The sequence below is a fragment of the Mesobacillus sp. QJM3NY_10 genome (assembly GCF_056173465.1).
On sequence record NZ_CM149675.1, the window covers coordinates 3,028,133 to 3,041,717 of the forward strand.

The 13,585-nt window shown below is 41.8% G+C and carries 15 protein-coding genes; 3 read left to right on the plus strand and 12 right to left on the minus strand.

Translation table 11 applies throughout. The features are described 5' to 3' along the window. Positions 1 to 280 precede the first annotated feature (280 nt). The 3 genes from AC0VX7_RS15255 to AC0VX7_RS15265 form a co-directional block, all read right to left on the minus strand. A complete protein-coding gene (locus tag AC0VX7_RS15255) occupies positions 281 to 1,129 on the minus strand; it encodes a DegV family protein (protein WP_475424924.1) in 849 nt (282 codons plus the stop codon). Positions 1,130 to 1,344: 215 nt separating this feature from the next. Then, on the minus strand, positions 1,345 to 1,875 hold the full coding sequence (locus AC0VX7_RS15260) for a hypothetical protein (RefSeq protein ID WP_475424925.1): 531 nt from the start codon (positions 1,873 to 1,875) through the stop codon (positions 1,345 to 1,347). Between the two features lie 151 nt (positions 1,876 to 2,026). Beyond that, a complete protein-coding gene (locus tag AC0VX7_RS15265; RefSeq protein ID WP_475424926.1) occupies positions 2,027 to 3,715 on the minus strand; it encodes a formate--tetrahydrofolate ligase in 1,689 nt (562 codons plus the stop codon). A gap of 180 nt (positions 3,716 to 3,895) precedes the next feature. Between AC0VX7_RS15265 and metA the strand changes: the two genes are divergently transcribed. Further along, positions 3,896 to 4,804, plus strand: a complete 909-nt coding sequence (metA, locus tag AC0VX7_RS15270) for a homoserine O-acetyltransferase MetA (protein WP_475424927.1) — start codon at positions 3,896 to 3,898, stop codon at positions 4,802 to 4,804. A gap of 30 nt (positions 4,805 to 4,834) precedes the next feature. On the opposite strand, the gene AC0VX7_RS15275 is transcribed toward metA, so the two are convergent. Genes AC0VX7_RS15275 through AC0VX7_RS15285 form a run of 3 tightly spaced genes read right to left on the minus strand, consistent with a single transcriptional unit; the run spans position 4,835 to position 6,933 of the window. Then, a complete protein-coding gene (locus tag AC0VX7_RS15275) occupies positions 4,835 to 5,533 on the minus strand; it encodes a DUF2711 family protein (RefSeq protein WP_475424928.1) in 699 nt (232 codons plus the stop codon). Between the two features lie 11 nt (positions 5,534 to 5,544). Further along, complete coding sequence (locus AC0VX7_RS15280) at positions 5,545 to 6,237, minus strand: AIM24 family protein (RefSeq protein ID WP_475424929.1); 693 nt, start codon at positions 6,235 to 6,237, stop codon at positions 5,545 to 5,547. Between the two features lie 12 nt (positions 6,238 to 6,249). Next, the gene (locus tag AC0VX7_RS15285) at positions 6,250 to 6,933 is read right to left on the minus strand and encodes a class I SAM-dependent methyltransferase (RefSeq protein WP_475424930.1); all 684 of its coding nucleotides are present in this window, start codon (positions 6,931 to 6,933) and stop codon (positions 6,250 to 6,252) included. 122 nt (positions 6,934 to 7,055) lie between these two features. Between AC0VX7_RS15285 and AC0VX7_RS15290 the strand changes: the two genes are divergently transcribed. Continuing rightward, positions 7,056 to 7,274 (plus strand): DUF3892 domain-containing protein, encoded by a 219-nt coding sequence (locus AC0VX7_RS15290; protein WP_475424931.1) that lies wholly within the window; start codon positions 7,056 to 7,058, stop codon positions 7,272 to 7,274. A gap of 230 nt (positions 7,275 to 7,504) precedes the next feature. Here the strand turns inward: AC0VX7_RS15290 and mntR are convergent, their stop codons facing one another. The 4 genes from mntR to AC0VX7_RS15310 all read right to left on the minus strand — a co-directional run bounded on the left by mntR (position 7,505) and on the right by AC0VX7_RS15310 (position 11,697). Then, on the minus strand, positions 7,505 to 7,927 hold the full coding sequence (mntR, locus tag AC0VX7_RS15295) for a transcriptional regulator MntR (RefSeq protein ID WP_215036587.1): 423 nt from the start codon (positions 7,925 to 7,927) through the stop codon (positions 7,505 to 7,507). Between the two features lie 70 nt (positions 7,928 to 7,997). After that, a complete protein-coding gene (locus AC0VX7_RS15300; protein WP_475424932.1) occupies positions 7,998 to 10,175 on the minus strand; it encodes a DNA topoisomerase III in 2,178 nt (725 codons plus the stop codon). A gap of 187 nt (positions 10,176 to 10,362) precedes the next feature. Then, complete coding sequence (locus AC0VX7_RS15305) at positions 10,363 to 10,650, minus strand: hypothetical protein (protein WP_215036589.1); 288 nt, start codon at positions 10,648 to 10,650, stop codon at positions 10,363 to 10,365. Between the two features lie 60 nt (positions 10,651 to 10,710). After that, entirely contained in the window at positions 10,711 to 11,697 is a 987-nt protein-coding gene (locus tag AC0VX7_RS15310) for an HD-GYP domain-containing protein (protein WP_475424933.1), read from the minus strand. Between the two features lie 354 nt (positions 11,698 to 12,051). Between AC0VX7_RS15310 and cspD the strand changes: the two genes are divergently transcribed. Next, positions 12,052 to 12,252, plus strand: coding sequence for a cold-shock protein CspD (gene cspD / locus AC0VX7_RS15315; RefSeq protein ID WP_071459908.1), 201 nt, complete (start codon positions 12,052 to 12,054; stop codon positions 12,250 to 12,252). Between the two features lie 288 nt (positions 12,253 to 12,540). Here cspD and AC0VX7_RS15320 read toward each other — a convergent pair whose 3' ends face one another. Continuing rightward, positions 12,541 to 12,714, minus strand: coding sequence for a zinc-finger domain-containing protein (locus tag AC0VX7_RS15320; RefSeq protein ID WP_475424934.1), 174 nt, complete (start codon positions 12,712 to 12,714; stop codon positions 12,541 to 12,543). Positions 12,715 to 12,738: 24 nt separating this feature from the next. Then, the gene (locus tag AC0VX7_RS15325) at positions 12,739 to 13,395 is read right to left on the minus strand and encodes a reverse transcriptase-like protein (protein ID WP_475424935.1); all 657 of its coding nucleotides are present in this window, start codon (positions 13,393 to 13,395) and stop codon (positions 12,739 to 12,741) included. Positions 13,396 to 13,585: the final 190 nt, after the last annotated feature.

Genomic DNA, 13,585 nt, shown 5'->3' on the forward strand with positions numbered 1-13,585 from the left:
TTTTACCATATATAGTGATGAGAGATAGCTGGATAAATATTAGGAAGCGTAAAATGCAGTTTGTACTATTACGTTTGTTTAATAACAGCCTGTCTAACGGACACTTTCTCCAGATTCCGCTCTCTGTTTGTCCGTTAGAGACCTTCTATCGGACACTCTCCTAGATTCTGCTTTTGGTTGTCCGTTAGAGGCTTACTATCCAAACATTCTCTATAAATTACCGAAGTAAGTCGATTGGATCTTTTTTACCGGACCAAAAGAAAAAGTGCCAAATTGGCACTTATGCATCTGCATTATTCCAGCTAATCCCTATTGTATGTTCACCAGCATGTACTCCGATTACAGCTCCAATAGGACAGCTGAGGAAACGGATATCCGGAAATCTTGCTTCGAGCTGGCTTTGCCATTCGTCTGCAGCCTCTTTATGCAGGCCGTAAAGAATGTACACTTCCTTAACTTCATATTTCTCGTGAGATTGGTTCAAATAATTGAATATTTTCTCGCGGGCTTTATTATCACTGCGGACCTTTTCCTTTGTATTCAAAACGCCATCTTCAATACTGATGATAGGTTTGATATTTAGCATGCTTCCGAGATAGAATTGCATGCCTGACATACGGCCGCTTCGATGCAGCTGCTCAAGGCTCCCGATCATGACATAGGTTTCATTTGATTCACGGATGATTTCCAGCTTCTCCTTGATTTCATCGACTGATGCTCCCTGTTCAGCTAATGCTATTCCTTTTTTTAATAGGGACGTCAATGGATAGGTGAGAATTTTAGAATCAAAGGTAATGACAGGAATGTTAACATCTTGTTCAGCCTGTACACTTGAGGCGACAGTTCCACTTAGTTTGGATGAGATCAGGACTGAGAATACGAGGTCATACTCTTTTTCAAGTTTTTTATAAAGTTCCATAAAGACTCCCACAGGCGGCTGTGAGGTTTTAGGAGGTGTTTTGACCGATTTTAATCTTTTATATAGCTCTTCTGCAGTCAGATCTTTTCCATCAAGGTATTCTACATCATCCAAAACAATGGTCATTGGTACTTGATATACATCAGGATGGTTCTTTAACTCTTCATCCAGATAGGCTGTACTATCAGTAACCCAGGCGATTTTCTTCAAACAATCTCCCCCTATTTCACTTTTTCAGTTCTATTGAATACGTGGTTTTTAGTTATCCGCCAATTCCCATTTAATAAGTGACAGAAATGCTTGTACAAATCATGCGATACCTTCACCACAATTAGAACTTTTATATTATATGTTTAAATCTATCCGTTAATAGACTATTCTGAAAACACCACAGAAATTCCTGCCTCGGAGACAGGAATTATTATTCACTCAATAATTTTTTTGATTTTTTCCAGTGAAGCTATCATATAATCCACCATTTCTGATAAATCGTCAATCTGTTCTTCATACACAAGACGGTTGAAGGAAACCTGCACACGGCTTTTGATAGTTGGTTTATCTCCCAATGGGTCAAGCAAGGCGGTTTGCACTATCGCCCGATCTCTTCCCCATATTTCTTCAAGTCCTTTATGAACTTCCTTAAAAACAACCATTTCATTTTTATGATGAATTGAGAAAGAGATATTCACTTTACACCCTGCAAGCTGTTTGGCTTTCACACTTTCCAATAGCTCCGCAGAGAGGTTCTCCAATCCGGCCTCAATCGTCATCATTGCCGATAAAAGATCCGGTTCATAACCTGTTTTAGTGAATGAAATTTCATATTTACGCGACAGCTTGGCGGCATTAATCCAGTCATTGCGGTCAATCACAATAATTTCTCCGCTTAAATCCCTGTCATATATATCGCCTTCGATTACGACTTTGATGTTTTCATAAGCGGTCGGGTCAAACAAAAGTTACCACTCCTTTCACCAGCCATAATCATGCCTTTTTACCAAATTAAAATATGGTCAGCCCAATGTTCTGCACAACGTCGCACCTGATAAAAAAAACAATCTCACGTCGACACTATGCCTGGCAGGACTGACCAAGATTTTGTATTACTTAGAACAATCCAACAGCGTTGCCCTCTTCATCAACATCCATATTCAATGCTGCAGGAAGCTTCGGTAAGCCAGGCATTGTCATGACTTCGCCTGTCAATGCAACGATGAATCCTGCACCTACTGATGGCTTCAGTTCCCTTACTGTGATGGTAAAGCCTGATGGCCTGCCAAGTTTTTGCGGATCATCTGATAAAGAATATTGAGTTTTTGCCATACAAACTGGCAGCACACCCCAGCCATATCCATCAAAATCAACAAGCTGTTTCTTAGCCTTCGGTGAAAATTCGACTCCGTCAGCACCATAAACCTGTGTGGCAATCGTCTTGATTTTGTCTTCAAGTGAATCAGACAGGTCATATAGGTGGGCAAAGGTGTTTTCACTTTTTTCAATTACATCAAGAAGTTTCTCTGCTAGCTCTACTCCTCCGTTGCCGCCCTTTTCCCATACTTCAGTCAAGGCAACCGGGATTCCTGCATCCTCACACATCTCTTTCAATGTATTGGTTTCAAGCTCTGTATCTGTAATGAATCGATTAATCGCAACTACATATGGCAAGCCAAAGCTTGCAATCGTCTCGACATGCTTTTTCAAGTTTGTGAAACCATCTCTTAAAGCTTTAACATCCTCGTTGACCAATTCCGTTTTCTTCATGCCACCATGCATTTTCAGAGCGCGGATGGTTGCCACAATCACCACAGCTGAAGGATCAATTCCTGCAGTTCTTGCTTTGATGTTCAAGAACTTTTCAGCGCCAAGATCAGCACCGAACCCTGCTTCCGTAACGACAAAGTCAGCAAGCTTTGACGCAGCCTCTGTCGCGATGACACTGTTGCATCCGTGTGCGATATTAGCAAATGGACCACCATGGATCAATGCTGGAGTGTGTTCGATTGTCTGGACAAGATTTGGCTTGACCGCTTCCTTTAATAAAAGAGTCAAAGCCCCTTCTACCCCTAGGTCGCCCACCGTAACAGGCTGCTTGTCATAATTATAAGCAACAACCATCTTTGAAAGACGCAGTTTCAAATCCTTCAGGTCACTCGCAAGGCAAAGGACAGCCATAATCTCAGACGCAACCGTAATATCGAAGCCATCCTCACGAGGAACTCCCTGCATTGGCCCGCCAAGTCCAACGATCACTTTTCTTAATGCACGGTCATTCAGGTCTAGCGCACGCTTCCAGACAATCCTGCGCTGGTCAATGTTCAGCTTGTTTCCTTGCTGCAGATGATTATCAATCAAAGCAGCCAGCGCATTATTCGCTGTAGTAATTGCGTGCAGGTCACCTGTGAAGTGAAGGTTGATATCCTCCATCGGAAGCACCTGTGCAAAACCTCCGCCTGTTGCGCCTCCTTTGATCCCCATAGTTGGTCCAAGAGATGGCTCACGCATAGCAATCATTGTTTTTTTACCAAGCTTGTTCAATGCATCTGCAAGTCCGACCGTTACTGTAGATTTCCCTTCCCCGGCAGGAGTAGGATTAATCGCAGTTACAAGTACCACCTTGCCGCTTTCTTTTGTTTTCAATTTAGCCAAAGCTTCTGAAGACAGCTTCGCTTTATACTTACCAAACAGCTCAATTTCATCGCCATCCAGGCCAATGCTTGCTGCAATATCAACAATCGGCTTCATTTTACTTTCACGAGCAATTTCAATATCTGACTTAACTTGAATATTTGTTCCCATTTCCAATCCCCCCAGATATTCTCTATATGCTTACCAACTTATATTTTACCATCAGAGAAATACTATCAGGTAAAAAATATTCATTTGTCATAAAATTTCCTCTTTAGCCAATTGCTCCGCAAAAGAATTCAGACTATAATAAAAATTATTGATTTTAGTTTAATAAAGGGAGGTTACACATTGCCAATAAAAATCCCGCTGCATCTGCCAGCGAAAGAAATACTTGAAAAAGAAAATATTTTTATAATGGATGACAGCCGTGCTGCAAAACAGGATATCCGACCGTTGAATATATTGATTTTGAATCTGATGCCCGAAAAAGAAAAAACAGAGAGACAGCTGCTGCGGCTGCTTGGCAATACGCCACTCCAGGTGAACATAACTTTTTTAAAGACCGCTACCTATGATTCAAAAAATACATCAAAATATCATCTGGATGAGTTTTATCAAACCTTCGATCAAGTAAAAGAAAAGAAATACGACGGCATGATCATAACCGGTGCACCAATCGAACTGATGGAATTTGAGGAAGTAAACTACTGGGATGAACTGAAGGAAATCCTTGACTGGACTGAACGGAATGTCACGTCCACCTTGCATATATGCTGGGGAGCACAGGCTGCTTTATATCATCACTATGGCATAAATAAATTCGTCCTTGCCAGGAAGTGCTCAGGCGTATTCACCCACAGAGTCCTTGACCATACCGAAAAGCTTCTAAGAGGGTTCGACGATGAATTCATTGCTCCTCATTCAAGGAATACTGATATTTCCAAAGAGGCATTGCAAAACCATCCACAACTTAAGCTATTGGCCTCATCAGATGAAGCAGGCGCCTTGATAATTTCCAGCAAAGACAGCAGAAGAATCATGATTACCGGCCACCTTGAATACGAAGCCACAACACTTGCGGAAGAATACTTAAGAGATAAGGAAAAAGGCATAGAAATTGTCATGCCAGAAAACTATTTCCCACAGGATAATCCTGATATAAAACCGACAAACCGCTGGAGGTCACATGCCCATCTGTTCTTTTCCAATTGGCTGAATTATTATGTATATCAGGAAACTCCATATGAGTGGGATTAGAAAAGGCATCGACAGCTCGATGCCTTTTCCTTATGTTCTATCATAATTAAAATAGGTGTAATGATGATTTTCCCAAATGATCGGCGTTTCTTTTTCAAGATACACACCTTCAAATTTAGTTCCATTTAGACAATCCAGGTTATCTTCTTTCGTAAAGAATACCATTGAGGCTTCATCAAAAAAGCATGTAAATACAAATTGCTCTTGTTCGTCCATAAGGAGAGTAGGGCCTGAGCAGAGGTATAGTTTTTGTTTCAGATCGATTTCACTGAGCAATAACTCACCATCGCCATCTAATTTATTGTATAAGACTTTTTCAGCTCCTCTTGAACCTAAAACAGCCAACATATCATCAATTAAAAGTATTGGCAATTGGTCTGGATGCGGAAAAAACATACCAGGATCAAACTTGTCATTTATTTTTTCAACTAATTCTCTCTTTTGATATAATTCTCTAACCAATCCACCATTGACATAATTTTTTACTGCCTTTGATACTTCTGAGATGCTCCTCAAGTTGCTTATAGTTTCAATTTCCTTCCAGCTCATCCTATCAGCAAACTGGTAAACTTCCTCATCGCTAGGTCCATCCGGTGAATCCCAGCCTTCAGGCATTTTAAAAAAAGGAGAAAAAATGACTGCAGCCGACTTGTATCCATCGGGCAACAGATCGATGACTGGATCCTTTTCGGGTTCTTTTCCAATAGGGTAAAAAAAATTCAAAGACATGTTCTCGCCTCCTAACTTTGAGGAGCATAATAGACTTCTTCAAAAGGCTGGACGACGACGAAGCCTTCTCCGCTGAATTTCATCTGTATGGACTCGCCGCTTCCACGGCCGAGGAATGTTTTGAATGAAATATCTGTTACGAATTCCGGCTGGAGATTACCAGACCAGGCTACGGTTGCGTTTGGGTCAGTGTATACAGGGTTATCTGGGCTTACAATCAGGGTCAGTGGCTCATAATGAGATGTGATTGCCACCATACCAGCACCCTCGAGACGGACATTGAACAACCCTCCCGAAAGCATTCCGGCAACCCGGCGCATCAACTTGATATCCCAGCTGATGGAAGACTCAAAGGCCAGCAGGTCATTTCCGTTTACAAAAATAGCTTCATTTTGCAAATGCAAGATTGATATTTTCTTTCCCTGGTCAGCCAGATAAAGCTTTCCATTGCCGTTTGCTTTCATGAGTGAAGTACCTTCACCTGTCAGTGCCTTCTTGAACATCTTGCCGATCCCGTGTTCAAGCACGCCCTCGCGTTCAAATTTGATCTGGCCGCGATAGGAAACCATCGCTCCAGCTTTCGACCATACCTGGCCATTCAAATTGATTTCCAGCATTCTCGGTGTTTCCAACTCAAATAGCCCTTCCCCTTTATCCTGCTGCTTTGTGTTGCTCACAAACTCCTCGATAGAATAACGACTCATGATTATGCCTCCTTATTTTATAACCTGGAACATGAAAACCCACATAAATGACAATGCCTGCTGAAGTTCTACTGGCAATGAACCAAGCGGAAGCTGCTCAGCCGCTTTTTTATACACTCCGAATTCACCCGCTTTTTTCCAGCCACTTTCCAGCGCCAGCCTCTCAAACTCCCATGGCATGATCGTATTACAGATTACCTCTTCTCCATAAAGTCTCCTGAAACTGTTCGCCCTTGGGCCTGCGGTTGGTCCAAGGATGCCTATGCAAACATAACCATTTGGCTTAAGGATTCTGGCGGTTTCTTTTAAAGAATCATAGGGTTTGTCCGTCCACTCTATTGAATTGATTGCCATAACGGCATCAAAATGGTTATCAGGACTTCCGCAATCTGATAGGTTAGCTTTACAGAAAGTACTTTGCTCATTCCGTGGATTCTGTCTGGCTCTCTCCAGCATCTCCTCAGACACATCAATTCCGGTCACATCATAGCCTGCTTCAACCAACTTTTCCGAACCTGTTCCATCTCCACAGCCTAAATCACAAACCATGGAACCTGTTGGCACAAACCGCTTGATGAACGGCACTATATCCTTCCTGCTTCCAGATTCCCACATTGCCCTGCTCCTGGAATTCCAAGATGCAGCCATACTGTCCCATTGCTTTTCAGATTCCACTTTCCAATCAAATGTATCCATCAGCTCACCTGCCTAGTTTTTTATTCTTATAATAGTTATTTCGTTATAAAAAAGGGAATTCCTCTTAAGTTTATTTTTACGGAAAAAGTGCAAGACTAGGTGGGTGAAAGGAGAGTTCAAATTTGGAACAAGAACAATTAGTTGCTATACATAAAAATACCGCTGGTGAGATCATCAGTTTCCAGACATCGAGCGGAAGGATAATTTCCTATCGCAAAGCCTTGCTGGAAGCCAACACAGGTACGATTTCCGGAGTCAATATCTTTGAAGGTGCAGATGGTACGACTTCTTTAATTTCAACAGATGGATCTGGATTTGAGCAATATCCAGATATATATTAAGGATTGAAAAAAGTACGAACAAAAAGCGCAAGCGCCTCGTTCAGCCCCGACAAGCGCTGGAGGGCCGCCCAATGAAGTCGTTCTTTGACTTCAATGGGCGGATCGAAGCGACTCGAGGGGCTAGGCGCTGGAGCTGGATTAAGAAAACCACATGCAGTTATCTACACCTAAATAATTTTATAATTTCTTTAACATTGAAAAAACACCTGACAGCAGTCAGGTGTTTTGATTTATTCTTCGTCATTCTGTTTTTGGATTGCTCTTAATTCTTGAACCCGTGATTTATCTTCTTCAAAGAACTGGACAAGGTCTCCAATCCTATCGATAGCATCCCAGCTTAGATGATGTTCAATACCTTCTACATCATTATAGATATTTTCATCTTTTACGCCGATCACCTTCAGTAATTGCTCAAGCAATTCATGACGGTCTACCAGCCTCTTGCCAGTTTTGTATCCTTTTGGAGTCAGTACTAGCCCACGATATTTCTCGTAAACCACGAACTGGTCTTTATCAAGCTTCTGAACCATTTTTGTTACTGAGGAGGGATGGACCGATAATGCCTCTGCGATATCCACTACTCGGGCATATCCTTTTTGTTCTATTAAAATAAATATTTGTTCTATATAATCTTCCATACTAGGTGTTGGCATCCCATGACCTCCAATGCTTAAACAATAGCCATATTAAAGTTTACTATAGAAGGACAGGGGTGACAAGGCGCTATCCACCTTGATTGACTGGCTGTCCAGCTATATCGAACTTCAGCTTATTTTCTTCTCCATCCCAATATAGCTTCGCGTTGAAGGTTTTTTCCTTGCTCTGGAACCCTTCAATCACATCCGTGCTGCCTTCTGCCAGCAGCATCTTGATATTCTTTTGCGTTACTGTCTTGCCAAGGATTTGTTTGGAGAGAGTGAAATTACATTTTGTTTTCTGATAGTTTGAACAACCATAGAATGTTCCTTTGTCTACAACCATGCCATCACACTTTTTACATTTACCAAGGTTTGTACTCCGTCTTGAACGGCCGCCCTTTTTCCCGGGCACGAAGGCGTTTGTAAGTTCTTCGGAAAAAGTCCAGCCTGAGGAGCCTTCAGAAGTTTCAGAAACTAGATGTTTAATCATTTTTGAAGTCTGCTCGATGAACTGCTTGGGCGAAGCCTCTCCCTGCCCTATTTGATGCAGCCTCTGCTCCCATTTCGCTGTCATTTCCGGTGATGCAAGGACTTGTCCACCTACGGCCGTGACGAGTATTTTTGCTTTGGCTGTCGCATATACGAGGTTTTTGCGGACTTCAATATACGCCCTGTCCTTAAGCATCGTAATGATGCCCGCTCTCGTCGCTTCAGTTCCTAGTCCTTCAGCTTTCATCAGAACCTTTTCAAGTTCCTTGTCTTCAATATGCTTTCCTGCCGTCTTCATTAAGGTAATCAACTGGCCTTCTGTCAGCCTTTTTGGCGGCTGTGTCTTGCTTTCCTTTACCTCGGACTTCAAGACAGTTCCGGTTTCACCCTGCTGGACAGCAGGCAGCTCCGGTTCTTTATCTGAGTCTTTTTGCGGGAGCACCTTCTTCCAGCCCTCATCCAGCTGGACTTTCCCCTTCGATATAAACTCAGCTCTTCCCTCCACGACTGTCTTGATCGTTGTATATTCCGCGATGTATGGTCCGTAATGGGCTGCAATCAGTGTCCTTGCCAGCAAGTCATATAATTTCAGCTCATCTCCAGACAGCCTGCTTAGATTTGGAACTTGTTCAGTCGGGATGATTGCGTAGTGATCTGTGACTTTTTTTTCATTCACATAGCGTTTATTATTTTCAATCGATGAATTTGGTAATGGAAAAAGTGGCTGATAATCAGGATTAGCCTGAAGTTTTTTCAAAATCGCAGAAAAGCCCTCTGCTTCTCCTGGCGTTACATACCTCGAGTCAGAACGCGGATAGGATACAATTCCCCTTTGATATAATCCTTGTAAGATGTCCAGCGTCTTTTTTGGCGACATTTTAAAACGGCGATTTGCTTCCGCCTGGATTGCAGAAAGATTATAAAATAGGGGCGGCATGAATTCTTTTTTCTCAGAAGTAACTTCTGCGGCTTCCGCAGTTTTCCCGTCGCAAAAAGCAGCAATTTTCTCAGCCATTTCCTTCGTTTTGATCCGTGAATCACCGTCTTTTTCCCATTTGCCACTGTATTTCTTGCCATTGATATTAAATTTTGCGAGTACTTCCCAAAATGGTACCGATACGAAATTTTCGATTTCTAGCTCTCTTTTCACAATCAAAGCAAGAGTAGGTGTCTGTACCCTTCCGACAGAAAACACATCTGAATAGCCTTTCTTCTGAAGCAGAAGCGTGTACAGTCTGGATGCATTCATGCCGACAACCCAGTCAGCACAAGCGCGGGTATATGCTTCAAAATACAAATTCTTTGTATCTGATTCATTCAAAAGGTTTTGGAAGCCCTCCTTTATCGCTTTCGGCGTCAGCGAAGAGATCCAAAGTCTTTTCATCGGCTTCATACAATTGGCAAGGCGGAGGATGTTCCTGATGATTAGTTCACCTTCACGTCCGGCATCGCCTGCATGAATGATTTCAGAGACCTGCGGATCGGTAGCAAGCTTTTTTATGATTTGGAATTGCTTTGCTTTAGATTTGACGACTTCATACTTAAAATTTTCCGGTATGATCGGCAATGTATCCAGCGACCATTTTTTCCAGCCCGGATTGTATTGCTCGGGTGCTGACAATTCTGTTAAATGGCCGATTGCCCAAGAAACGTAAGCACCTTTAGGGAATATTTCATTGGGAAGGATCTCGATAAATCCATCCCTTTTTTTCATTTTAAATACGGAGGCCAGCGTTCTGCCCTGGTCAGGCTTTTCCGCAACAATCAATTTCATATTTTCCTCCTGAAAATCTTTTATATGAGCGTACTTTTTAAACCTCGCATTCTATTTTATCTTTTTTTCGACAAAAGCGTAAAGGACTTTTATTGCTGCTTCCTGTACATTCAATAAAGGAACGGATATTAGTACCAGCCTTAAAAAAATTAAACAGGCAGCTGAATGATCAGCTGCCTTAAAGATATTAATTCTCGAATGGCTCAACGATGTTGTTGTCATTAATGTACCACCGATTCCTGTTAACGACTGCTGAAACGGTTAAGATCAGCGAAGGAACCTTTTCTATCCGGACCACGATTGCTCCGACCAGCTGCTGGAAAATCACGAAGGATTCCCCATGGCTGAATCCCGCCCACTGGGGACCCATGATGGCAATGGAACGGATAATTTCTTCCTTTTCTGTTTGCTCAAGTGAAAGATGCGGAGAAAAAATGATAATCCAATCCTCATCACCTATTGAAAAGCGGTACATGCCCTCACCCTTTTAATTCATCATCATTGACTATTAAAAGATATGAACGACGTCTGCAGATTATACCCCTACGATTGAATCATTTAGAACTCGAGAGATCCTTAACCCGCGATTCAGCCGCAAATCGACAAGAGTATCCCCGGTTTTAATCAATGCCCTTAACGGCTCGAATGGGTCAACCATCAAGATTGTCCCCTCTTCACCGTCGCTAAGGAGAACACGCCTTCCGACAAGGTTGTCCATGATCCTGTACAGGAAAACGAGTATGATTTTGGGATCAAATTTTCCGAATACATCGTTTTGCATCTGGGATATGACAATATGGAAAGGCTCTGCCTGATGATAAACCCTTGAGGATGACATGGCATGGTATACGTCTGCTATTGCGACGATCTTTGCAAGCTCGTCTATCTTTTCGCTGCGCAGGCTGAACGGATAGCCTCCACCATCCTCACGCTCATGGTGTTGGAGAGCAATCAGTGCGACTCTTTCATTTAGTTCCGGAATATCCTTTAACATCCGGTATCCGTATACTGTGTGGCGTTTCATTTCGATGTATTCTTCATGTGTCAGCCTGCCTGGCTTGTTCAGGATGTTGGCAGGGATACGAGCTTTCCCAATATCATGGAGTGTCGCTCCCAGAGTTAGATCATTTAATTCTGTTTGGTCTAGATTGAGCCATTTCCCTATCAATGTGGAGATGATGCCCACACAGACTGTGTGTCTGTAGGTATACTCATCTTGCGCCTTCAGCTCATAGAAAAGATGATAGATATGGGGAATTTCCGCCGCCTGCCTGATCACAGGCAAGATGTCATTCTTGATTTCACCAACAGGGACAACTCCTGTCTTTGCAACAACATCGAATATCTCTTCCATTTGCCTGGAGGCATCATCGATTTTCTTTGAAATATCAACAAGCTTTTTATTTACTGCTATCTGAGGTGTATGGTCCTGAATGGCATTGCCATTCCTGATTGTATCCAATAATGCATCGATTTGATGATCAGTTAAGGACGTGAACGCGGATGGAGTGGTCTTCTTCATTAGTACCCTCCTCTGAGCTTTAATAGACTTGTAGATTTAATATCTTTTTGCTCTCTATTTACGTTTCAAGCAAAATTAAATAGAGTATTAATAAGAAAATAATAACAAATTTTTCCGGAAATAGGAACAAAAGCGAAATGAATTTCAATTTATTTTAAATTAACAAAATTTTAAGATTATTTAGTTTGTAATACGCTTACATTCTTGACTGATTGAATCCCAATATTGTATATTTAAGACATCATTTAATAGAATATATTTGTCATTTCAAAATTGCAGGTGTATCGATTAGATGATAATATTCAACTTTGGCACATATTTTGTGTCGCGAAAGACATGGGAGGAAAGTTTAACATGCAAAACGGTAAAGTAAAATGGTTCAACAATGAAAAAGGTTTCGGTTTCATCGAAGTAGAAGGCGGAGACGATGTATTCGTTCACTTCTCAGCTATCCAGGGCGACGGCTTTAAGTCACTAGAAGAAGGTCAAGAAGTTTCTTTTGAAATCGTTGAAGGAAACCGTGGACCACAAGCTGCTAACGTAGTAAAACTATAATTAAAAAAAGTTGAAGGCTGGCGCCAGGCGCCAGCCTTTTTTGATTTTATGTTTTTCTCGTAAAACCATCCAGTGTTCATTGAATTGGCTTTTTGGACATTTCATTTTCCCTCATCCTCTGAAATCTCCATTAAAAGTACTTTCTTAGACATTTCGCCAAAATCCTTCCGCTGAAATGTCCATTAAATTCACTTTCTTAGACATTTTGCCTTCATCCTTCCGCTGAAATGTCCATTAAATTACGTTCATGGACTTTTCGGCTTTGAATGTCTTTAACCGTGAATCACACTAAAGTTTTTCTCCGCACTTTTTTATTTTTTCGCCAACGGTGCATTCATTTATGCAGAACCGGTGGGCAGATCTTTTTCCGTGTTCTTGCCGATGATGCTTTTTCAGGAAGCATCCATTGCAATATGTATTTAGCAATGTCTCTACCTCAGCAAGGATTTTAATACGCGTCAAGCTATTCCCGCCTTTCCCTCCTGGTTATAATATCTGCATCTTACTGTTGATCATTTTACCCTGCAATGCCTGTGTGGCCAGTTTATCCGCTTCTTTATTTTCTTTCCTGCCTACAGGATTGTATTTCGGATACAATCCAAGTTCCTTGATCTTATTCTCGATTCTGTCGAGCCAGCGGTTAAGGGTTTCTTCATAGCAAGGCCACTCCCCTTCGAGCTGCTTCAAAACAACCTGGGAATCTCCTTTGATATCGCAGGTCATGTTCCGGACACCCATTTCTTCAAGAATGGTAAGGGCAAAATATAGAGCAGCGTATTCTGCTTCATTATTCGTTTCAAGTTCATCGAAAACTTCATTGGCACGCAGTCTGTACTTCTTCTTTCCTTGTTTGAAGTAGATTATGGTCCCGAGTCCTGCTTTATGATTAAAGTTATCAAAACCACCGTCAAAAAAAACGGTAAGGTCATGAGGTTCTTCTTCTACTTCTTCTAGGAGCTTTCGCATTTCCTTTAATGTCCACGAAGTACCGATTTCATCTATGAAAGAAATTACACCAGCTCTACCCGATTTTTCTAATTCTTCACCAGCCTGCAGCGCATGCTCGCCATCAAGGAAATCAGAGCTGAATAGGATGGGATCAATGCCTTTAGCTTTGTATTCCCACTCCAATTTATATTTCATGACTTCTCCCCCGCTTTCTGATCTGTTTTTTCACTCCGCCAAATGGGTTATTTTTAGTTATCTTACCCATTTTCCGAGCACGTTACAATGAAAAAGGGACGATGATACTGAAATGGTCTTTGTATATTTTTATAAATTTCCAGTGCTATTATGATACACTAACTATTATCTGTACAAACCAACTGGGAGT